This is a genomic window from Pseudomonas sp. R32 (genome assembly GCF_009866705.1).
GTDB classification, from domain to species: Bacteria; Pseudomonadota; Gammaproteobacteria; order Pseudomonadales; family Pseudomonadaceae; genus Aquipseudomonas; species Aquipseudomonas donghuensis.
The window spans coordinates 3854394-3877146 of sequence record NZ_CP019396.1; the positions used below are offsets into that span (position 1 = coordinate 3854394).

Annotated in this window: 17 protein-coding genes; 11 read left to right on the top strand and 6 right to left on the bottom strand. The window is 64.1% G+C overall.

Annotated elements, in window-relative coordinates:
• The 5 genes from PspR32_RS17850 to ppsA all read right to left on the bottom strand — a co-directional run bounded on the left by PspR32_RS17850 (position 1) and on the right by ppsA (position 5531).
• The gene (locus tag PspR32_RS17850) at positions 1–255 is read right to left on the bottom strand and encodes a CrfX protein (RefSeq protein ID WP_371128640.1); all 255 of its coding nucleotides are present in this window, start codon (positions 253–255) and stop codon (positions 1–3) included.
• 93 nt (positions 256–348) lie between these two features.
• Positions 349–1344, bottom strand: a complete 996-nt coding sequence (locus tag PspR32_RS17855) for a zinc transporter ZntB (RefSeq protein ID WP_159388973.1) — start codon at positions 1342–1344, stop codon at positions 349–351.
• 28 nt (positions 1345–1372) lie between these two features.
• On the bottom strand, positions 1373–1861 hold the full coding sequence (rraA, locus tag PspR32_RS17860) for a ribonuclease E activity regulator RraA (RefSeq protein ID WP_036996437.1): 489 nt from the start codon (positions 1859–1861) through the stop codon (positions 1373–1375).
• A gap of 197 nt (positions 1862–2058) precedes the next feature.
• On the bottom strand, positions 2059–3048 hold the full coding sequence (locus PspR32_RS17865; protein ID WP_159388974.1) for an alpha/beta fold hydrolase: 990 nt from the start codon (positions 3046–3048) through the stop codon (positions 2059–2061).
• Between the two features lie 107 nt (positions 3049–3155).
• Positions 3156–5531, bottom strand: coding sequence for a phosphoenolpyruvate synthase (ppsA, locus tag PspR32_RS17870; RefSeq protein ID WP_010223311.1), 2376 nt, complete (start codon positions 5529–5531; stop codon positions 3156–3158).
• 176 nt (positions 5532–5707) lie between these two features.
• On the opposite strand from ppsA, the gene ppsR reads away from it, so the two are divergent.
• Positions 5708–6526: a posphoenolpyruvate synthetase regulatory kinase/phosphorylase PpsR gene (gene ppsR / locus PspR32_RS17875; RefSeq protein WP_036996439.1), complete on the top strand. Its 819-nt coding sequence runs from the start codon at positions 5708–5710 to the stop codon at positions 6524–6526.
• A 147-nt stretch (positions 6527–6673) separates the two neighbouring features.
• On the opposite strand, the gene PspR32_RS17880 is transcribed toward ppsR, so the two are convergent.
• The gene (locus PspR32_RS17880; protein WP_159388975.1) at positions 6674–11539 is read right to left on the bottom strand and encodes an NAD-glutamate dehydrogenase; all 4866 of its coding nucleotides are present in this window, start codon (positions 11537–11539) and stop codon (positions 6674–6676) included.
• A 347-nt stretch (positions 11540–11886) separates the two neighbouring features.
• Between PspR32_RS17880 and PspR32_RS17885 the strand changes: the two genes are divergently transcribed.
• The 10 genes from PspR32_RS17885 (at position 11887) to PspR32_RS17930 (ending at position 22726) form a co-directional block, all read left to right on the top strand.
• Positions 11887–12240: a hypothetical protein gene (locus PspR32_RS17885; RefSeq protein ID WP_010223306.1), complete on the top strand. Its 354-nt coding sequence runs from the start codon at positions 11887–11889 to the stop codon at positions 12238–12240.
• A 75-nt stretch (positions 12241–12315) separates the two neighbouring features.
• Positions 12316–13026 carry a FadR/GntR family transcriptional regulator gene (locus PspR32_RS17890; RefSeq protein WP_010223305.1) on the top strand — a complete coding sequence of 237 codons (711 nt, stop codon included), beginning with the start codon at positions 12316–12318 and terminating at the stop codon, positions 13024–13026.
• Positions 13027–13136: 110 nt separating this feature from the next.
• Positions 13137–14330: an L-2-hydroxyglutarate oxidase gene (lhgO, locus tag PspR32_RS17895; RefSeq protein WP_010223304.1), complete on the top strand. Its 1194-nt coding sequence runs from the start codon at positions 13137–13139 to the stop codon at positions 14328–14330.
• Between the two features lie 45 nt (positions 14331–14375).
• Positions 14376–15704: an MFS transporter gene (locus PspR32_RS17900; protein WP_036996443.1), complete on the top strand. Its 1329-nt coding sequence runs from the start codon at positions 14376–14378 to the stop codon at positions 15702–15704.
• A gap of 213 nt (positions 15705–15917) precedes the next feature.
• Positions 15918–16877, top strand: a complete 960-nt coding sequence (locus PspR32_RS17905) for an AAA family ATPase (protein ID WP_010223302.1) — start codon at positions 15918–15920, stop codon at positions 16875–16877.
• Positions 16878–16881: 4 nt separating this feature from the next.
• Positions 16882–17826 (top strand): DUF58 domain-containing protein, encoded by a 945-nt coding sequence (locus tag PspR32_RS17910; RefSeq protein ID WP_010223301.1) that lies wholly within the window; start codon positions 16882–16884, stop codon positions 17824–17826.
• Positions 17823–18317: a DUF4381 domain-containing protein gene (locus PspR32_RS17915; RefSeq protein WP_159388976.1), complete on the top strand. Its 495-nt coding sequence runs from the start codon at positions 17823–17825 to the stop codon at positions 18315–18317. The genes PspR32_RS17910 and PspR32_RS17915 overlap by 4 nt, the downstream gene beginning before the upstream one ends.
• Entirely contained in the window at positions 18310–19386 is a 1077-nt protein-coding gene (locus tag PspR32_RS17920; RefSeq protein ID WP_010223298.1) for a vWA domain-containing protein, read from the top strand. The genes PspR32_RS17915 and PspR32_RS17920 overlap by 8 nt, the downstream gene beginning before the upstream one ends.
• Positions 19383–21104, top strand: coding sequence for a VWA domain-containing protein (locus tag PspR32_RS17925; protein ID WP_159388977.1), 1722 nt, complete (start codon positions 19383–19385; stop codon positions 21102–21104). The genes PspR32_RS17920 and PspR32_RS17925 overlap by 4 nt, the downstream gene beginning before the upstream one ends.
• Complete coding sequence (locus PspR32_RS17930) at positions 21101–22726, top strand: BatD family protein (RefSeq protein WP_100782029.1); 1626 nt, start codon at positions 21101–21103, stop codon at positions 22724–22726. Before PspR32_RS17925 ends, PspR32_RS17930 begins: the two co-directional genes overlap by 4 nt.
• Positions 22727–22753: the final 27 nt, after the last annotated feature.

A 22753-nucleotide genomic window follows, 5' to 3' on the forward strand; every position in this document is an offset into this window, starting at 1 on the left:
TCAATCGGCCTTATCAGCTTTACGAGCGGTAGCGTTACGGCGCACCGGCGCAACATGCGCCGAGCCATTGTTCACGGCAATCATCAGCGCCTGGCTCCAACGGCCCAGCAGGCTGAACAGATCGCCCGCGCCAACCTGGCGGTTGGCGGTTTTCAGGACCCGGCCCAGGCAGGCATCGTCGTCGCGGTCCTGGCCGGACGGCGATGCCTTGAGCAGGTCTCGCAGGGATTCTTCAAACGGATCGTGCATAGGCACCTCGCGCAATATCTGTCAAAGACGAGGTCGCCACACAACGGGTCACATGAACCGGCCAGGCAGTTTGTGACTGCATGTTCACAAATTTCATCTTCACACCCAGCGCAGGCGGCGAAACAGCCACCATTGCCCCAGCGCCAGGGCCAGCACCAGCAGGCTGGCGAAGAGGAAGCCGTAGGGGCTGTCGGAACCGGGAATACCGCCGACGTTGATGCCCAACAGCCCGGTCACGAAGCTCATGGGCAGGAAAATGCAGGTGATGATGCCAAAGCGGTACATGGTCCGGTTCATCCGCTCGCTGCGGCGCCGGTCCTCGCTTTCGAGCACCAGGGCGGCGCGTTCGCGGGTCAGTTCCAGCTCTTCCAGGTAGCGGGTCAGGCTGTTGTTGAGCTCGTTCCAGTAATCGGCGTCGTCGGCGGCGAACCAGGTCCACTTGTTGCGCGCCAATTGCGCGTAGATTTCCCGCTGCGGGTTGAGAAAACGCCGCAATCCGGCCGCGCGTCGGCGGATCTGCTGCAGGCTGCCCTGGTCCGGGGCATAGCGTTTGTCGACTTCAAGCTTCTCTTCTTCGCCATCGACCACTTCCGACAGGTCGCTGATCAGCGCCTGGACCTTTTCGGTCAACAGTTGCGCCATGCTCAGCAGTAGCTCCGAGGCGGTTTTCGGCCCATGACCCTCGGCCAGTTGCTGCAGCAGTTCATCACTGGCGCGCAATGGCCGCAGACGCAACGAGATCACCCGCTGGGCCTCGGCGAAGATGCGCACCGAGACCATGTCTTCAGGCTCGGCGCCGGGGTTGAGGTTGACCCCGCGCAAAAACAGCAGCATTTGCGCATCCGGCAATGGCAGCAGGCGCGGACGGGTGTTTTCCTCCAGCAGCAGATCGCAGGCAAACTCGTTCAGGCCGCTGTCGTGGCGCAACCAGGTGCGGGTCTGCGGGTGGCTGCGGTCCCAGTGCAGCCACAGGCTTTCCTGGGGCTGCAGGGCAAGGGCGTCCAGTTCAGTTCGGGCGATCGCACGGGCACCGCCTTTGCCATCCAGCACCAGGGCATGCACTAGCCCCCATTGCGCGTTTTCTTCCTCGAACATCCCTACCCCACTGACCGGTTTCAGAGCTTTACTCAGGCATTTTCAACGGGCTTGGCGAGACGATCACGCCGTTGTTGTCGGCGTAGATGTATTCGCCCGGACGGAAAGTCACGCCAGCAAAGGTCACTGGCACGTTGAGTTCGCCAATGCCGCGGCGCACGGACTTCAGGGGGTGGCTGGCCAAGGCCTGCACGCCGACATCGGTTTGCGCCAGGACATCGACATCACGCACGCAGCCATAGATCACCAGGCCTTGCCAGTGATTCTTCGCCGCCTTTTCGGCCAGCATGTCGCCCAGCAAGGCATGGCGCAGCGAACCGCCGCCATCGACCACCAGCACCTTGCCCGTGCCATCGAGCTCGACCTGCTCTTTGACCCGCGAGTTGTCCTCGAAGCACTTGATGGTGACGATCTCACCCCCGAAGGAGTCGCGGCCACCGAAGTTGCTGAACATCGGCTCCAGCACCTGCACCAGTTCCGGGTAGGCGTCGCACAGATCGGGGGTGATGTAATGCATGGGAAACTCCTGTCGATTATCGAGACGATGAATGTCGCAGTTTCACTCAGTGAACGAGGCCCAGCGAGGCAGCTTTAGCCCCAAGGCTACACGTCACTGGCGGCGCGGTCACCTTGGTAGAGCAATCAGAGAACAGATGTTCGCTGAAAAACCCAAAAAATGACCAGAACCTTCACAATCGTCATATCTTAACGGGATCAGCCTGTCGGCGAAATGCCCTGTGCCGTCTCCGGCAGCAAAGCTGCCCGCGGATCCTGCAACCAGCGCTCGACCAAAGGCCAGACCTGCGCCTGCGCCGGCTTGCTGACCAGCATGTCGACATGCCCGAAATTGTCGAAGCCCTCTTCGCGCCCCAGGCGAACAAACTGCTTGTGCTCACTGCCCAGCTGCTCGAACAGCTTGCGGCAGGCCCACACCGGGTCCTGGTGATCCCCCGCGCCGGCCACCGCCAGCACCGGCACCTCGACCCCGGCAAGCCCCGCCCACCAGTCACGGTCCTTGTCGCCAAAGCGACCAAACAGACCGAACCAGCGCAGGCTCTCCAGGGCCAGGCCAATGGGCTCGTCTTCCGGCCCACGCTTGAGCCGCGAGCCGGAAATCTGCGCAAAGCGCTTGAGCAGCAGCCGCCCGCCCCACTCCACCGGCGGCAATTTCAACGGCCAGTAGGTGCGGCTGACCTGGGTGCCGAAAAACGCCACGCTGGCCACCTGCTCAGGCCCCAGGTACTCGCCGCCCAGCGCTGCCGCCAGGGTCGTGCCACCGAGGGAATGACCGATCCAGTGCGCCGGCTGGCCGGCCTGCTCACAGACAAAGGCAGCAATCACCGGCAGGTCGTAACGGGCGTAGTCGGCCACGCGGTTGTGCCGGTAGTCATGGTTGCGCGGCGACAGCCCGTGGCCGCGCATCTCCGGGATCCACACATCGAAACCGGCGCGCGCCAGGTATGCGCCCAGGCCAATGCCCCGGGGCGAAAACCAGAAGCGCCGGTTGGAAAAGCTGCCATGCAGCAAAACCACCGGGGTGCCACGCACCTCGGCTTGATCGGCCATGCCCAGACGGGTGAGCGCCAGCTCCACGGTGCGATCCGGGCTGTTACCGGCTTTGATCCGGTACACGTCCTCGCTCAGGTCGCCACGGCGCTCGGCACTGAGCAAGGCCACGGGAAAAAGGGTACTGCTGCTTTGCATAGGGTTCTTGCACAAAAAAGGGCGAGGTCCATCACTGGAACACGCCCTGGAATACGATCGGAACCTTCACCGGCGTAACGGCCAGGTGAAGGTTCCGGTTCAGCGCATCAGTTCGCGGCCTGGCCTTCAGCCAGGAAGAACCAGGTCTCAAGGACCGAGTCCGGGTTCAGCGAGACGCTTTCGATGCCCTGTTCCATCAGCCACTTGGCCAGGTCCGGGTGATCGGATGGGCCCTGGCCGCAGATGCCGATGTACTTGCCCGCCTTGTTACAGGCCTGGATGGCGTTGGCCAGCAGCTTCTTCACCGCAGGATTTCGCTCATCGAACAGGTGCGCGATGATCCCCGAGTCGCGGTCCAGGCCCAGGGTCAGCTGGGTCAGGTCGTTGGAACCGATCGAGAAACCGTCGAAGAACTCGAGGAACTCTTCGGCGAGGATGGCGTTGGACGGCAGTTCGCACATCATGATCACGCGCAGGCCGTTGTCGCCACGGGCCAGGCCGTTTTCGGCGAGCAGGTCGACGACCTGGCTGGCCTCGCCCAGGGTCCGCACGAACGGCACCATGATCTCGACGTTGGTCAGGCCCATCTCGTTGCGTACGCGCTTGAGGGCGCGGCACTCGAGCTCGAAGCAGTCACGGAAGGTTTCGCTGATGTAGCGCGAAGCACCGCGGAAGCCCAGCATCGGGTTTTCTTCTTCCGGCTCGTAGAGCTTGCCGCCGATCAGGTTGGCGTATTCGTTGGACTTGAAGTCCGACAGACGCACGATGACCTTCTTCGGCCAGAACGCCGCAGCCAGGGTGCTGATGCCTTCGACCAGTTTCTCGACGTAGAAGCCGACCGGATCGTTGTAACCGGCAATGCGCTTGTCGACGCTCTCTTTCAGCTCGGCGGGCAGGCCGGCGTAGTTGAGCAGCGCCTTGGGGTGCACGCCGATCATGCGGTTGATGATGAATTCCAGGCGCGCCAGGCCGACACCGGCGTTGGGCAGCTGGGCAAAGTCAAAGGCGCGGTCCGGGTTACCGACGTTCATCATGATCTTGAACGGCAGCTCCGGCATGGCGTCGACGGAGTTCTTGCGCACGTCGAAGCCCAGCTCGCCTTCGAAGATCAAGCCGGTGTCGCCTTCGGCGCAGGACACGGTCACGCCCTGGCCATCCTTGAGCAGCTGGGTGGCGTTGCCGCAACCGACAACCGCCGGAATACCCAGTTCACGGGCGATGATCGCTGCGTGGCAGGTACGCCCGCCACGGTTGGTAACGATGGCGCTGGCGCGCTTCATCACCGGTTCCCAGTCCGGGTCGGTCATGTCCGAAACCAGTACGTCGCCGGGCTGGACCTTGTCCATCTCCGAGACGTCCTTGATGATCCGCACCTTGCCGGCGCCGATGCGCTGGCCAATGGCCCGGCCTTCGACCAGCACAGTGCCGGTTTCTTTCAGCAGGTAACGTTCCATGACGTTGGCCTGGGCGCGGCTCTTCACGGTTTCAGGACGGGCCTGAACGATGTACAGCTTGCCATCGTCACCATCTTTGGCCCATTCGATGTCCATCGGGCACTTGTAGTGCTTCTCGATGATCATCGCCTGCTTGGCCAGCTCGCTGACTTCGGCGTCGGTCAGGCAGAAACGGGTGCGGTCAGCCTTGTCGACATCGACGGTCTTGACCGAGCGACCGGCCTTGGCCTCTTCGCCGTAGACCATCTTGATCGCCTTGCTGCCCAGGTTGCGGCGCAGGATCGCCGGGCGGCCGGCTTCCAGGGTGCCCTTGTGCACGTAGAATTCGTCGGGGTTGACCGCACCCTGCACGACGGTTTCACCCAGGCCGTAGGCGCCGGTGATGAACACCACGTCACGAAAGCCCGACTCGGTGTCGAGGGTGAACATCACGCCAGCGGTGCCGGTTTCGGAGCGGACCATGCGCTGCACGCCGGCCGACAGGGCCACCAGCTTGTGGTCGAAGCCCTGGTGTACGCGGTAGGAAATGGCACGGTCGTTGAACAGCGAGGCGAATACTTCCTTGGCGGCGCGGATGACGTTGTCGACGCCGCGGATGTTCAGGAAGGTTTCCTGCTGGCCGGCGAACGAGGCGTCCGGCAGGTCTTCGGCGGTGGCCGAAGAGCGCACGGCCACGGCCATGTTCGGGTTGCCCTGGGACATTTCGGCGAAGGCGCTGCGGATTTCGGCGTTCAGGCGCTCGGGGAACTCGGCTTCCATGATCCACTGACGAATCTGCGCACCGGTCTTGGCCAGAGCGTTGACGTCGTCAACGTCCAGCGCATCGAGGGCGGCGTGGATCTGTGCGTTCAGGCCGCTCTGCTCGAGAAAGTCACGATACGCCTGAGCCGTAGTGGCAAAGCCGCCGGGGACCGAGACACCGGCGCCCGCGAGGTTACTGATCATCTCGCCGAGGGATGCGTTCTTGCCCCCCACATGCTCTACATCATGGACGCCGAGCTTATCGAGGGAAACTACGTACTCTACCAAGGTGATCTCTCCACTAACTGTGTTGGAAAAGCTCAGGTCGCCCGCCTGCCAGCTCTGGCTTGGCCGGGCGCTTGTGGCCTGGACCTGGAAAATAAGTGAGAATGCCGAACGCAGTGTTCGGTAAACCGAACCTATCATATCCAAGATTCGTCACCAGCTTAAGGCCCAAGGCGCAAATGAAACGATCTGCTTTCTTTATCTCCGATGGCACCGGCATTACCGCCGAGACGCTGGGACAAAGTCTTCTAGCGCAGTTCGATACCATTCCGTTCAATAAATTCACGCGTCCGTACATCGACAGCGTAGAAAAAGCGCGTGCGATGGTACAACAAATCAATAGCGCCGCTGAAAAGGACGGCGTCCGTCCGATCATCTTCGACACCATCGTCAACCAGGATATCCGCGAGGTGCTGGCCACCTCCAACGGTTTCATGATCGACATTTTCTCGACCTTCCTGGCCCCGCTGGAGCAGGAGCTGACTGCCCATTCCTCGTATTCGGTGGGCAAATCCCACTCGATCGGCGGCAACTCCAACTATATGGAACGCATCGAGGCGGTCAACTTCGCCCTCGACAACGACGACGGCGCGCGCACCCACTACTACGACAAGGCCGACCTGATCCTGGTCGGCGTGTCGCGTTGCGGCAAGACCCCGACCTGCCTGTACATGGCCATGCAATTCGGTATCCGTGCGGCCAACTACCCGTTGACCGAAGACGACATGGAGCGCCTGCAACTGCCCCAGGCCCTGAAGAACCACCAGCACAAGCTGTTCGGCCTGACCATCGACCCCGACCGCCTGACCGCCATCCGCCACGAGCGCAAGCCCAACAGCCGCTACGCAAGCTTTGCCCAGTGCGAGTTCGAGGTACGTGAAGTGGAGAACCTGTTCCGCCGCGAGAACATTGCGCACATCAACTCCACGCATTTCTCCGTGGAAGAGATTGCGGCGAAGATTCTGGTCGAGAAAGGTGTAGAGCGAAGGTTCAAATAAAATTCTCCGGCCTCATCGCGGGTCAAGCCCGCTCCCACAGGTACAGCACGATCCACCCTGTGGGAGCGGGCTTGACCCGCGATGAGGCCGGGACAGGCACAAAAAAAGCCCCGGCAAATGCCGGGGCTTTTTCATTTCAGCTCACGCTCAGGACGGCATCACCGTTGCCTGGCCACTCAAGGCCAGGTCCACCAGCTCGCGGTTGGCCACCGCGTACATGGCGTAGTCGGTACCGGTCGCCGCGCGCAGCTCGTCGAGCATGGCACGCCAGCGCTCGACCATGACCCGGTGCTGGTTCAGCCACAGGGCCACGCGGGCGTCCATGTCCTCCGGCGCATCGTCCATCTGCAGCACCGAGATGGTGATCGCCCGCTGCTGCAGGTCGATATCATCGCGGAAGGCTTCGCGGGCCAGGGCCTGCCAGTTGTTTTCCACCGGCAGGTTGCTGATTTCCTGCAGGTACCAGGTCAGGTCCAGGGCACTGCCAACGGCGAAGAAGGCCTTGGCCACTTCGGCCGGGTCCTGGCCGGTGACGTCGGACGCTTCGATGATCGGCAACAGGGTGTACAGGTGCGTGGTACCGGCCACCATGCGCGCCAGCAGCTCCGGCACGCCGGCGTCGACGAAGCCCTGGTAACGGGTCATCCAGCGCTCGCGGGTCGGCCCTTCGAGCAGTTCGTCGAGCTTCAGGCCCAGTGCGGCGATCTTCGGCCCGAAGTGCGCCACGTCACGACCAGCATCCTGCTCGTTGCGACGGCTACGCAGGAACCAGCGGGTCGCGCGGCGGCCCAGGCGCATCAGCTCGTCCATCAGGGTCAGCTGGATTTCCGCCGGGACCTGATAATCCAGGGCCTCGATCTGACGGAACCAGTGCGGCAGGTGGAAGATGTCACGCACGATCACATAGGCACCGGCGACATTCGCCGGGCTCATGCCGGTGGACTCTTTCAGACGCTGAACGAAGGTGATGCCCATGTTGTTGACCAGATCGTTGGCGATCTGGGTGCTGACGATCTCGCGCTTCAGGCGATGGCGGCGCATGGCCTCGGCAAACTTGCTCACCAGCGACGGCGGGAACGCGGTTTCCATGTCGCGGGTCAGGTAGTCGTCATCCGGCACCAGCGACTTGAGCAGTTGCTCCTTGAGGTCGATCTTGCTGTAGGAGATCAACACCGACAGTTCGGCACGGGTCAGGCCCTGGCCGGCCGCCAGGCGCTCGGTCAGTTGCTCTTCGGTCGGCAGGAACTCGATGGCACGGTCCAGCTTGCCGCGGCCCTCAAGATCGGCCATCAGGCGCTTGTATTCGGCGATGCGCTCCTTGGCCCGACGTGCAGCCAGCGACAATGCCTGGGTCTGCTTGTAGTTGTTGCCCAGCACCAGGCCGGCCACTTCGTCGGTCATGCTGCCCAGCAGCTGGTTGCGCTGCTTCTCGGTCATGTCGCCGGCCTGCACCACTTCGTTGAGCAGGATCTTGATATTGACCTCGTGGTCGGAGCAGTCCACACCACCGGCGTTGTCGATGAAGTCGGTGTTGGTCGCACCGCCGTTCAAGCCGAACTCGACCCGGCCCAACTGGGTCATGCCGAGGTTGCCGCCCTCGCCCACCACCTTGCAACGCAGCTCGTTGCCGTCCACGCGCAGGGCGTCGTTGGCCTTGTCGCCGACGTCGGCGTGGGTTTCTTCACTGGACTTGACGTAGGTACCGATACCGCCGTTCCACAGCAGGTCGACCGGCGCCTTGAGCAGCGCGTTGAGCAGCTCGGTCGGGGTCAGCTTGTCGGCTTCGATGGCGAAGCGCTCTTTCATCTGCGGGGTGATCGCGATGCTTTTCGCGCTGCGCGGGAAGATCCCGCCGCCTTCGGACATGATGCTGGTGTCGTAGTCGCTCCAGGCCGAACGCGGCAGATCGAACAGGCGCTGGCGCTCGGCAAAGCTGCTGGCAGGCTCCGGGTTCGGGTCGATGAAGATGTGCAGGTGGTTGAACGCCGCCACCAGTTGCAGCTTGTCGGACATCAGCAGGCCGTTGCCGAACACGTCACCGGCCATGTCGCCAACACCGACCACGGTGATCGGGTCTTCCTGGACATTGATGCCGCGCTCGCGGAAGTGCCGCTGCACGCCGACCCAGGCGCCACGGGCGGTAATGCCCATCTTCTTGTGGTCGTAACCGGCCGAACCACCGGAAGCGAACGCATCGCCCAGCCAGAAGCCGTAGTCGATGGCAATGCCGTTGGCGATGTCGGAGAAAGTCGCGGTGCCTTTGTCGGCGGCCACCACCAGGTACGGGTCATCGTCGTCATGACGCACGACGTTGGCCGGCGGCACCAGGGCGCCGTCCTTGAGGTTGTCGGTGATGTCCAGCAGGCCGGAGATGAAGATCCGGTAGCAGGCGATGCCTTCGGCCTGGATATCATCGCGGCTGCCGCCCAGCGGCAGGCGGCGAGGCAGGAAACCGCCCTTGGCGCCGACCGGCACGATCACCGAGTTCTTCACCTGCTGGGCTTTTACCAGGCCCAGCACTTCGGTACGGAAGTCTTCCTCGCGGTCCGACCAGCGCAGGCCGCCGCGGGCGACGTTGCCAAAGCGCAGGTGCACACCCTCGACCCGTGGCGAGTAGACGAAGATTTCGAACTTCGGCACCGGCTTGGGCAGCTCGGGGATCAGCTTGGGGTTGAACTTGAAGCTGAAGTACGACTTGTTATGACCCTGGTCATCGGTCTGGTAGAAGTTGGTGCGCAGGGTGGCCTTGATCAGGTCCAGGTAGCGACGCAGGATGCGGTCTTCGTTGAGCACCTGAACGTCGTCCAGGGCAGTCAGGATGGCCTGTTCCAGACGCTGCTGCTTGTCGTCGAGGTCGTCGCTGGTGAGCTTGCGCGCCAGGTAGAAGCGGGTCTTGAACAGCCGGGTCAGCTCGCGGGCGATGTCGGTGTGGTTGTTCAGGGTGCTGGCGATGTAACCCAGGTCGAAGCCCAGGCGGATCTGCTTGAGGTAACGGGCGTAGGCACGCAGCAGCGCCACGTCGCGCCACGGCAGGCCGGCGGTCAGTACCAGGCGGTTGAAGGCGTCGTTCTCGGCATCGCCATTGACGATGTGCACGAACGCATCCTGCAGGGTGTCGTTGAGCTGCTGGATGTCGAGGTTCAGTCCTTCGGCGGCGGTGAAGGCAAAGTCATGAATCCAGTACTCGCGGCCATTGGCATGGCGCAGACGGTACGGGAACTCGCCGAGCACGCGCAGGCCGAGGTTTTCCAGGATGGGCAGCACGTCCGACAGCGCCAGCGGCGTATCGGCGTGGTACAGCTTGCAGTGCAGTTGCTGTTTGCCGGCCTGGGTCAGCGGCTGGTAGAAGCTCATCACCAGCGGCTTGCGCTCGGACAGGGTCAGCAGGTGCTGCATGTCGACCACTGCCGAATGGGCGGCGAAACGCTCGCGGTAACCGGCCGGGAAGCCTTTCGGGAAGTCGGCCAGGACGTTGGTGCCCTGGGCTTCGCCGAAGCTTTCGACGGTCAGGCTGGCGTAGTCGTCCTGCCACGAACGGCAGGCCTGGATCACTTCGTTTTCCAGTTGCTGCGGGTCGATGTCGATGCGGTTTTTCGGGTCGACACGCAGGATCAGCTGGACGCGGGCCAGGACCGACTCGGAGAAGAAGGTCCAGAACTCGCAGTCGCTGGCCTTGAGGCGCTCCATCAGCACATGCTGGATCTTCTGCCGCACTTCGGTGGAGTAGATGTCGCGCGGCACGTAGGCCAGGCAGTAGCAGAAGCGCCCGTACGGGTCCTTGCGCAGGAACACGCGAATCTTGTTGCGCTCCTGGATCTGCACGATCGACATGACGGTGCTGAACAGCTCGTCGACCGGGGTCTGGAACAGGTCGTCACGGGGCAGCACTTCGAGAACCTGGGCCAGTTCCTTGCCCAGGTGCGCCTTGGGGTCGAAGTGCGAGCGGCGCTCGACTTCGGCGACCTTGCCGCGGATGTACGGGATCGCGCGTACGCTTTCGCCGTACACCGAGGAGGTGTACAGGCCCATGAAGCGGCATTCCTTGATGACCTTGCCGTCGGCGTCCAGCTGGCGGATCGACACGTAGTCCGGGTAAGCCGGACGGTGTACGCGGCTTGGGTGCGCGGCCTTGGCGAAAGACAGCAGCAGCGGCTCTTGCAGGTAGTTGACGGCGTAGTCTTCGATGCGCAGGTCTTCAGCGGTGAGGCCGGCGCGCAGCATGCGGGTCAGGCCGAGGAACGACTGCTCGTCGTACTGCAGCTGGCCGCCCTGGGCGTCACCATGCACGACGAATTCTTCGTAGCCGAGGAAGGTGAAGTGGTTGCCCAGCAGCCACTCGAGGAACGCCTTGACCTCGGCCTTTTCATTTTGTGCCGGGGCGTAGGCGGTTTGTTCAACCAGCGCCACGACCTCGCGCAGCTTGGCTTTCATCGGCTCGAAATCGGCGACGGCGACGCGCACTTCAGCCAGCACCTGCTCAAGCTCGTGGGTCAGCAGGTTGAGTTCGGCGGAGTTGGCGCAGCGGTCGATCTCCAGGTACATCAGCGACTCTTGCAGTACGCCTTCGCCCTGGGTGCCCTTGGGCAGGATTTCCAGCAGCTCGCCCTTCGGCCCGCGACGCACGCTCAGGACAGTGGTCTGCAGGGTGTGGATGCTGTAGCCGCGGCGGTTGAGCTCGGTGCGGACCGAGTCGACCAGAAATGGCAGGTCATGGTGCAGGACTTCGACCGCCGTGTGGGTCGACTGCCAGCCATGGCGCTCGTAATCGGGGTTGTAGACGCGAACCTGAGGCTGGGTGTGATCGAAACGCTCGATGATGCGCCAGGCAGAGAGGGTGCAACCGGCCAGGTCCGACATACGGCGCTGGGTAAGTTCGTCCAGAGAGATGATGCCGAAGAACTGTTCGGCGAACAGCGCCACTTGTGGCAGTGCCTGTTCGCTGATGTGCTGCGCCAGGGCCGCTTGCAGTTGATGCTGGAAGTCGGCTTTGCTGGCTGCGGTGAAAAACGCCATCTGTGGTACTCCGCTTGGGCTTTATTATTGAGTGAAGCGTCGCGCGCGTCCGCCGTTTACGGATCAACGATAGCCAACCCGTAGCAGGAGGACGGTAAAACCATAGAAACAGGCGCTCGATGTGACCTGCAAGTCACATCTTCCCGCTCCACGGATGGGCATCTGCAAAAACGACTGCCAGACGGGCTGTGTCTTTACGGGTGTCCATCGACAGCGCAGCTTAACGAGTGCCCGCCCGCCCCTGCTTGCGATGCTGCGACATATTCGGTCATTGAGGTGCAACCGCACGTTTATCCACCGGCCGAAGACTGGCAGAATCCTCTTTCAACTTACTGATCGAGCCGCTCATGCAACTGAAAACCGCCCTGCTCTTCGCCACCCCCTGCGATGATGAAGAAGACAACATGGCCACCCTGTGCTGCCACAGCGACAAGGGCCAGATGTTTCTCATGACCCGCTATCCAGACGAAGACACGGTGGACATCACCCTGGATGACGAGCCAAGCACCCTCGACGGCCTCAAGGTCAGCCTCAGCGCCAAGCGTTTGCTGATCGAGGTGGCGCCAGGCGATGCCGATGTGTTCAAAGGCGACGATCACCTGGAGATTACCCTGACCTCCGACGGCACCGACCTTGCCGAGGTCGAAGAAACCCTGCAGAACATCCTCAAGGGCACCGGCACCTACGTCAGCGAGCTGTAATCGCCCACGCGGTTTCTTGACAAGGAACCGCCGCAAGAGGCATTGTCTGACAACCTGATTAATGAGCCACCCTTCATGCTTGAGCTTCAGCGCCCCGATACCCTGGTCGAACGGGTTGTCGGCGCCATCCGTGCCGAAATCGATTCCGGTCGCCTGGCGGCCGAATCGCGCCTGCCCACCGAACAGCAACTGGCCGAGCAATTGAACGTCAGCCGCTCGGTGGTGCGTGAGGCCGTGGCTCAGCTCAAGGCTGACGGGGTGCTGATCGCCCGCCGTGGCCTGGGTTCGTACATCTCGCAAACCCCGACCGGCACGGTATTCCGCTTTCCTTCTGCGCAAGGCCGCAGCCCGGACCTGGTGCAAATGTTCGAAGTGCGCCTGTGGATCGAGACCCAGGCCGCCTCGGTGGCTGCCCAGCGCCGCGATGCCGCCGACCTTGCGCGCATGAGCAAGGCCCTGCAGGAAATGCTCGACAAGCGCAGCGACTTTGCCGTGGCCGCCGCGGCTGATGTCGAGTTCCACCGCGCCATCGCCGAAGCCAGCAAGAACGATTACTTCGTCGCCTTCCATGATTTTCTCCGTGGCCAGCTGGCCGCTGCCCGCCGTACTGCCTGGGAAAACTCCGCGGCGCATTCGGTGGGCGGCTCGGCCGATGCCCATCGTGAGCACCAGGCGCTGTACCAGGCCATCGCCGATGGCGACCGGGCTGGTGCTGCAGCTTGCGCCGAAGCGCACCTGCGGGCGTCGGCCAAGCGCCTGAAACTGGACCTGCCGAGCATCGACTGAACCCGCGTATTTAACGGGCGCCGATAGATAGCGCCCTTTTGTTTGACCTACTTAGTCTGACAACCTGATAAGCAGACTCTCTGATAAGAACAAACCAAGGTGACACCTGCATGATCTACGACTACTGCATCATCGGCGGCGGCATCGTCGGCCTTGCCACCGCCATGGCGCTGCTGGAACGCCAACCGGGCGCTTCGTTGCTGATCCTGGAAAAGGAAAGCAGCCTGGCCAAGCACCAGACCGGGCATAACAGCGGCGTGATCCACGCGGGCATCTACTACGCCCCGGGCAGCCTCAAGGCCGACCTGTGCAAGCGCGGCGCCCAGGCCACCAAGGACTTTTGCACCGAGCACCAGATCAAGTTCGAGGTCTGCGGCAAGTTGCTGGTGGCCTCCACGCCGCTGGAAGTCGAGCGCATGCACGCCCTGTACCAGCGCTCGCAACAGAACGGCCTGAAGGTCGAGCAGCTGGATGCCAAAGAGCTGCAACGGCGCGAGCCGAACATTATCGGCCTCGGCGGCCTGTTCCTCGATGCCACCGGCATCGTCGACTACACGCAGGTCTGCGAAGCCATGGCCCGGGTGATCCAGAGATTCGGCGGCGAAGTGCAGCTGCAGACCACCGTGCGGGCCATCGTCGAAACCGCCGACAAGGTCACCATCAGCAGCGACGACAAGGTCTGGAGCGCGCGCCAGCTGGTCGCCTGCGCCGGCCTGCAATCCGACCGCCTGGCCACCCTGGCCGGGGTCAAAATCGACCACCAGATCATCCCCTTCCGCGGCGAATACTTCCGCCTGCCAGCGGCCAAGAACGACATCGTCAACCACCTGATCTACCCGATCCCCGACCCGGAGCTGCCGTTTCTCGGCGTGCACCTGACGCGGATGATCGACGGCAGCGTTACCGTCGGGCCCAACGCCGTGCTCGGCCTTGGCCGGGAGAACTACCGCAAGTTCTCGGTGAACTGGCGCGACGTGGCCGAGTACGCACGCTTTCCGGGGTTCTGGAAAACCCTCTGGAACAACCTCGGTTCCGGCACCGCCGAGATGAAAAACTCGTTGTTCAAAAGCGGCTACCTGGAGCAGTGCCGCAAGTACTGCCCATCGCTGAATGTCGAAGACCTGCTGCCCTATGAAGCCGGCATCCGCGCCCAGGCGGTGATGCGCGACGGCACCCTGGTGCACGACTTCCTGTTCGCCGAGACCCCGCGCATGGTGCACGTCTGCAATGCCCCGTCACCGGCGGCCACCTCGGCCATCCCGATCGGCCAGATGATCGCCGAAAGGATCTTCAACGCCCGCTGAACCCTGCTGCACACCTAACTACAAAGACAAAAAAGGAAACCTCAGATGTCGGTACATGAGGCGGCTGCGGCCGCGACCGAAACCCCGGAACAAAAACGCAAGCGCCTGCGCAAGGTCGCCGCCGCGACCATCTTCGGCTCGATGCTGGAGTGGTACGATTTCTACCTGTACGCGACCATGGCGGCGATCGTCTTCTCGAAGATCTTCTTCGACCCGAGCAACCCGGCGGTGGCGTCGCTGCTGGCGTTTTCAACCTTTGCCATCGGCTTTATCGCCCGCCCCTTCGGCGGTGTGCTGTTCGGCTACCTGGGCGACCGCTTCGGGCGCAAGCAGGTGCTGGTCATCACCTTCTGCATGATGGGCGTGTGCACCACCCTGATCGGCTTGATCCCAAGCTACGCCTCGATCGGCATCTGGGCACCGATCATCCTCGTGCTGGTGCGCATCATCCAGGGCCTGGGCGCCGGCGCCGAGCTGTCTGGCGCGGCAGTGACCTCCTACGAGCACGCCAGCGAAGGCAAGCGTGGCAGCCAGGGCGCCTGGCCGGCACTGGGGCTGAACCTGGGCCTGCTGCTGTCGTCGCTGACCGTCTACCTGCTGACCATGAACGGCAACGAGTTCCTGCTTTCCGGTGGCTGGCGCATCCCGTTCATCTGCAGCATCGTGCTGGTCGGTGTCGGCCTCTGGGTGCGTAAAAGCATCCCGGAAACCCCGGACTTCAAAGAGCTCGACAAAACCCCGGCCAAAAACCAGGAATCGCCGCTCAAGCTGCTGTTCAGGAATGACCTCAAAGGCCTGGCCGTGGTGTTCTTCGTGGCCATCGGCTACAACGCCCTGAGCTACATCTTCAAGACCTTCTCGCTGGCCTACCTGACCCAGTACAAGGGCGTCGAAGCCCATGTCACCTCGCTGTCGGTGACCATCGCCAGCCTGGTGGCCATCATTGCCGTGCCGTTCTTCGGCTGGCTGTGCGACAAATGGAGCAGCAAGACCGTGCTGATGCTCGGCGGGATGTTCTCGGTGCTGTTCGCCTACCCGTTCCTGAGCCTGCTCAACACCGGCGAGCCGATGATGATCTACCTGGCGATTGCCATCGGCACCGGCATCCTCGCGCCGATGATGTTTGCCCCGCAGGGTTCGTTCCTCAGCCGCCAGTTCCCGACCCAGACCCGCTCTTCGGGCTTTGGCACCGGGCGCGAGATCGGCACGGCGGTGGCGGGCGGCCTGGCACCGCTGGGTGGCCTGGCGCTGGTGGCCAATTCGGCCACTCACTCCACCGATGGCGTGGCGCTGATCCTGGTGGTAGCGGCGGTATTGGTGGTGGTGTTTGCCCTGTGTGACCAGGGGCGCAAGCATTCCAGCTTCAAGAACTGAGTGTCCGGCAAGGCCAGCTCCCACTGGGTCAGCGCGATCCCTGTGGGAGTTGGCGTTGCCGACGATGGGCTGCGCAGCAGCCCCTGACTTTGCGATTTGAACAAATTTCCCTGCTGCCGTTAGTCGCCAGCCCTCCGGATGGATTAAAGTATCAGCCCCCGCCCGGGCGCTTTTACGCCGCACGCCCTGGCTTATTTCCAGGAACCTTCAACGATGGAACACCGTGAGGCGCTGATCGCGCTGCGCACCTTTCTTTCAACCCAGATCCTGGGCCAGGAAAAACTCGTCGAGCGCTTGCTCATCGTCCTCCTCGCCGACGGCCACATGCTGGTAGAGGGCGCCCCGGGCCTGGCCAAGACCAAGGCCATCAAGGAACTGGCCGAAGGTGTCGAAGCCGAGTTCCATCGTATCCAGTTCACCCCCGACCTGCTCCCTGCCGACATCACCGGCACCGAGATCTATCGCCCGGAAACCGGCAGCTTCGTGTTCCAGCAAGGGCCGATCTTTCACAACCTGGTACTGGCCGACGAAATCAACCGCGCCCCGGCCAAGGTCCAATCGGCGCTGCTCGAAGCCATGGCCGAGCGCCAGGTCAGTGTCGGGCGCAGTACCTACGAGCTGTCGCCGCTGTTCCTGGTGATGGCCACGCAGAACCCGATCGAACAGGAAGGCACCTACCCGCTGCCTGAAGCCCAGCTCGACCGCTTCCTCATGCACGTCAAGATCGGCTTCCCGGATGCCGCCGTCGAGCGGCGCATCCTCCAGCAGGCCCGTGGCGAAGCGCTCAATGGCGAGACCAAGCCGGAGCGCCGGGTCAGCCAGCAAGCGATCTTTGCCGCGCGCAAGGAAATCCTCGGCCTGTACATGGCCGATGCGGTGGAGGAATACCTGGTGCAGCTGGTCATGGCCACCCGCACTGCGGCCAAGTACGACCTGGAACTGGCCGACTGGATCGCCTACGGCGCCAGCCCGCGGGGCTCGATTGCCCTGGACCGCTGCGCGCGGGCCCATGCCTGGCTTGCCGGGCGCGACTTCGTCAGCCCCGAAGACATCCAGGCGGTGCTGTTCGACGTACTGCGCCACCGCATCATTCTTTCCTTCGAGGCCGAGGCCGCCGGGATTGACCAGGACCGGGTGATCCAGCGCATCCTCGACGTCGTCGCCGTCGCCTGAGCCCATGCCCAATCGCCTGCTGGCCGCGCCCGGAATCCGCATCAGCCTCACCGAGCTGATCGAGATGCGTCACCGCGTGCGCGAAGTGCAACTGTTCTCCCGGCCGGGCCAGCGCAGCCCGCTGGTGGGCCTGCACCACTCGAAACTGCGCGGACGCGGGGTCGACTTCGACCAGGTGCGGGTCTACCAGGCCGGCGACGATGTGCGCAACATCGACTGGCGGGTCACCGCGCGCACCCAGGAGCCGCACACCAAGCTGTTTCATGAGGAACGCGAGCGACCGATCTTCATTCTCGTCGAACAAAGCCAGCGCCTGTTCTTCGGCTCGGGACTGATGTTCAAGTCGGTGCTCGCCGCCCAGGCCGCGGCGCTGATCGGCTGGGCCGCCCTGGGCCACAACGACCGCATTGGCGGCCTGGTGTTCGGTGACAACGAGCACTACGAGATCAAGCCACGGCGCAGCAAGCAGAGCCTGTTGCAACTGCTCAACCGCCTGGCGCGGGTCAACCAGTCGCTGCATACCGAAGCCGTGCCCCAGGCCGACAGCCTCGGCATTGCCCTGCGCCGCGCCCGTGAAGTGCTGCGCCCCGGCAGCCTGGCGATCATCATCTGCGACGAGCGGGCGCTGACGCCTGCGGTCGAACAACAGCTGAGCCTGCTTTCGCGCCATTGCGACCTGCTGCTGTTGCCGCTGTCCGACCCGCTCGACCACGCCCTGCCCGCCGCCGGCCTGCTGCGCTTTGCCCAGCACGGTGCGCAACTGGAGCTCGACACCCTCGACCCGACCCTGCGCAAGAGCTACCGCCAGCAAAGCGAAGCGCGCATCGAGCGCTGGGAACTGCTGGCGCAAAAGCTGCGGGTGGTGTTGATGCCGTTGAGCACCCAGAGCGAAATGATCGAGCAACTGCGCGAGTACCTCAACGCGCAACGACCGGGGAAAACCTCGTGAACCCGCTCGATCAGTTGCAACCCTTGATCACCCCGACGCCGATCGGCTGGTGGCCGCTGGCCCCGGGCTGGTGGGCACTGCTGTTGCTGCTGCCCCTGCTGGGTTGGAGCCTGTGGCGGCTGCGCCACTGGCGCCCAGGCAAAAAGGCCATCGTGCGCGCCGAGCTGCCCCTGGACCCGGTACGCATCGAAGCCCTGGCCGAACTCGCGCGCCTGCCCAAACCCTACGACGGCGCCCCGGCCGGTGCCTGGCTGCAGCAGATCAACGCCCTGCTCAAACGCCTGTGCCGCAACCATTATCCGGGCAGTCACAGCCATACCCTCAACGGTCGCCAATGGCTGGCGTTTCTCGATAACCGCTGCCCGGCCGCCGGCCTGACCCGCTGGATGGTGCTGGTCGAAGGCGCCTACAAACCCGAATGCAAACTCGACGACAAAGCCATCAACGGCCTCAACCAGTCGGTCGAAACCTGGATCCGCAAACATGTTTGAGCTGGCCTGGCCGTGGGTCTTCATACTGTTGCCGCTGCCCTGGCTGGCGCGCCTGCTGCTGCCGGCCGCCGACAGTGGTGAGCCGGTGCTCAAGGTCAGCTTTCTCGATGAACTCGAAGGCCTGGCTGGGCGCCGCGCGCGCCTGAACCTGCCGACCTGGCGCCAGCAGGCGCCGTTCGTGCTGGTGTGGCTGTTGCTGCTGTTTGCCGCCGCCCGCCCGCAATGGCTGGGCGAGCCGTTACCGGTGGCCGCCAGTGGCCGCGACCTGCTGGTGGCGGTGGACGTCTCCGGCTCCATGGACTTTCCCGACATGCAGTGGCAAGGCGACGACGTCAGCCGCCTGACCCTGGTCAAGGCCCTGCTCGGTGATTTTCTTGAAGACCGCCAGGGCGATCGCGTCGGCCTGATCCTGTTCGGCAGCCAGGCCTACCTGCAGGCCCCGTTGACCTTCGACCGGCGCACCGTACGTACCTTCCTCGACGAAGCGCAGATCGGCATCGCCGGCAAGAACACCGCCATCGGCGACGCCATTGGCCTGGCCCTCAAGCGCCTGCGCCAACGTCCGGCACAGAGCCGGGTGCTGGTGCTGGTCACCGACGGCGCCAACAACGGCGGGCAGATTCACCCGCTGACCGCCGCGCGCCTGGCCGCCCAGGAAAACGTGCGCATCTACACCATCGGCATCGGTGCCGACCCGGAACAAACCGGTACCGCCGGCTTGCTGGGCATCAACCCAAGCCTGGACCTGGACGAAGCCTCGCTCAAGGAAATCGCCGAGCTCACCGGTGGCAGCTACTTCCGCGCCCACGACGGCGAAGAACTGCATGCCATCGGCGAAGCGCTCGACCGCCTGGAACCTGTGGCCCAGCAGCCGACCCAGGCGCGCACCGCCCAGCCGCTGTACAGCTGGCCGCTGGCCTTGGCCTTGGTGCTGAGCCTGCTGCTGGTGATCGAGCAGCAATGGCCGGACAACCTGCTGCAGCGCTTGCTGCGCCGCCCGCGCTTCTTGCAGCCGCACCCGGAATGGCGTCAGCGCCTGCAACGGCTGCGCTTGAGGAGGCGCCGATGAGCGAATTGTGGCCGCAATGGCTGCGCCCGCTGTGGCTGCTCGTCCTGCCGCTGCTGGCCTGGCTGCTATGGAAGCTGTGGCACCGGCAAAAACGCGCCGGGCGCTGGCAGATGATCCTGCCACCGGCCTTTCATGCCGTGCTGCTGGGTGGCGGCAGCGGCCGCGACAGCAAACTGCCGTGGATCGCCCTGGGCCTGGCCTGGTTGATCACCGTGCTGGCCCTGGTCGGGCCCAGCTGGCAACGCCTGGAAGATACCCGCCAGCGCCCGGCCGACCCGCTGGTGATCCTGCTTGAGCTGACCCCGCAGATGCTCGCCGACGACGCGGCGCCAACCCGCCTGGAACAGGCCCGACGCAAGATCCTCGACCTGCTCGAGCACCGCCGCGACAGCCAGACTGCGATCATCGTCTATGCCGGCAGCGCCCACACCCTGGTGCCGCTGTCCGACGACCTGGCCACCAGTCGCAATCTGCTCGAAGCCCTGGATCCTGCGATCATGCCGCAAGCCGGGCAGCACGCCGACCTGGCCGTGCGCAAGGGCCTGGCCCTGCTCGCTCAGGCCGGCCTGGGCCAGGGCCGCCTGCTGTTGATCGGCTCCTCGCTCGATGCCCAGGAACGCCAGGGCATTGTCCAGGCCCTCGGCCGCCAGGGCCCGAGCCTGCTGATGCTCGGCGTCGGCAGCGCCGAGGGGGCGCCGGTCAAGCAGGCCAACGGCGAGTTCCTCAAGGACGACCAGGGCGGGATCCTCCTGCCGCGCCTGGACAGCGCCAGCCTCAAGGCTTTTATCAACAGCACCGGCGGGCGCTACCGCAGTGCCCGTATCGACGACCTCGACCTACGCGGCCTGCGCCTGTTCGACAACCCGCGCAGTCTGCGTGACGATGGCCAGACCGTACAACTCGACAGCTGGGCCGACCAAGGCTACTGGCTGTTGCTGCCACTGTTGCTGCTGGCCGCGTGCGCCGGCCGTCGCGGTTGGTTGTTCTGCCTGCCGTTGCTGCTGGCCGTGCCGCAGCCCAGCCACGCCTTCGAGTTCAACGACCTGTGGCTGCGCCCTGACCAGCAAGGCCAGCGCCTGCTTGAACGGCAACGTCCGGCCGATGCCGCCCGGCACTTCGCAGACCCGCAGTGGAAAGGCCTGGCGCTGTACCAGGCCGGCGACTTCAACGGCGCCGCCCGCCAGTTCGCCCAGGGCAACAGCGCCGCCGACCATTACAATCGCGGCAACGCCCTGGCCCGCAGCGGTGAACTGGAAGCGGCGCTGGATGCCTACGAGCAGGCCCTGGAACGCCAACCGGAACTGCAACCGGCACTCGTCAACAAGGCACTGGTCGAACAGTTGCTGCAACAACGCCAGGCCGAACACGCACCCGAACAGCCGCCGGAAGACAACCCGCAGAGCAACCCCAACAGCAGCAGCGATACTGCCAGCAGCTCGCAGAACGCCCAGGACCAGGCCGCGGCAAAACCTGCGCAGGATCCGGATGAAGCGGCCAAGGCCCAGGACAGCAGCAGCGAGCAGGCGCAGAACAGCGCCAGCGGCGCTGACGACGATGACACCACCCGGCCGCCCCAGCGCCCGGCTGACAGCAGCCTCGATGCCGAACAGCGCCAGGCCCTGGAACAATGGCTGCGACAGATCCCGGACAACCCGGCCGAACTGTTGCGGCGTAAATTCTGGTATGAACAGCAACAACATCAGGAAACCCATCGATGAGTCGCGTTTGCGTCCTGGTCTTCAGCCTCTTTCTCGCCCTGCAGGTGCAGGCAGCGGCGCTGCTCGCCAGTGTCGACCGCACACGCCTGAATGCCGGCGAAACCCTTGAGCTGACCCTCGAGACCCAGGACGTCACCCAGTTCGGCAAACCCGACCTGACGCCGCTGCAGGCCAACTTCGAAGTACGTGGCACGCGCCAGGTCAACAGCCTCAACAGCCTTGACGAGAGCAGCGCCAATACGCGCTGGATCATTACCCTGTTGCCGCGCCAGAGCGGCAGTGTGGAAATTCCCGCCCTGCAGCTGGGCGAAGTGCGCAGCCAGCCGATCAGCCTGCAGATCCAGGCCAACGAGGTCAGTCGCGAAAACCAGGGCCCGGTGTTCATCGACGCCAGCCTCGACCAGCCGCAAGTCTACGTCCAGGCCCAGGCGGTGCTGACCCTGAGCATCTACCACTCGGTACCGCTGTACGACGACAGCAGCCTCAGCCCGCTGCAACTGGACAACGCCAGGGTCGAGCCGCTGGGCGAGTCGCGCACCTTCGAGAAACTCATCGACGGCGTGCGCCACGGCGTGATCGAAATGCGCTATGCGATCTACCCCCAGCAGAGTGGCGACCTGAAAATCCCGGCCCTGAACTTCAGTGCCACCGCTGCCCAGAACGATGCCGAGCAGGAGCTCAACACCCCGCGCGCCGGCAAGCAGGTGCAGGTCAGCTCGACGCCGCTGGTGCTGACAGTCGACCCGATCCCGGCCGACTACCCGGCCAATGCGCCCTGGCTGCCGGCCAACAGCCTGACCCTGGAAGAACACTGGAGCCCGGACCCGGCCCAGCAGCAGACCCAGATCGGCGACTCGCTGACCCGCACCGTGATCCTCCAGGCCGAGGGCTTGTCCAGCGCCCAGCTGCCGCCGCTGCCGGGCACCGAAGTCACCGGCCTGCGCCGCTACCCGGACCAGCCGCAATTGCGCAACCAGGTCAACGACCGTGGCCTGCTCGGTGTGCGTGAAGAGCGCGAAGCGCTGGTGCCGACCCACAGCGGCCGGCTGGAACTGCCGAGCCAGGAAGTGGTCTGGTGGAACACCCGCGAAGATCACCTGGAACGCAGCAGCCTGCCCGCTCGTAGCCTGCAGATCGAGGACAACCCGGCGTTGAGCGCCGACAAACCGGCCAGCGTCGATCCGGTCACAGTGCAAACCCACCTGCTCTGGCCCTGGCAACTGAGTACCCTGGTACTGGCCCTGACCACCCTGCTGGGCTTTGCCCTCTGGTGGCGGGCGCGCTCGCAACCGGCGGTGCTGCGTGCGGCGCAAACCGGGCCGAGCCCGCGCACCCTGCTTGATGACCTCAAGCGCGCGTGCCAGGCCAACGACCCCCAAGCCACGCGCCAGGCCCTGGATGCCTGGGCGCGTCAGCAACCGGAAACCCTGGCCGAGATGGCCGCACGTTTCGTACCGCTGTCCGATGCCCTCGATGGCCTCAACGGCGCGCTGTACAGCGAAAGCGGGCAGTATTGGCAAGGTGAAGAATTATGGCGGGCCATTGGCACCATCCCGGCCGCCGAGCAGGTCCAGCCTGCACAAAGCGAGAGCGGCAGCCTGCCGCCGCTGTACCCCAAATAAACTCAAGGCGTGGCGCCCCGGGCGCTA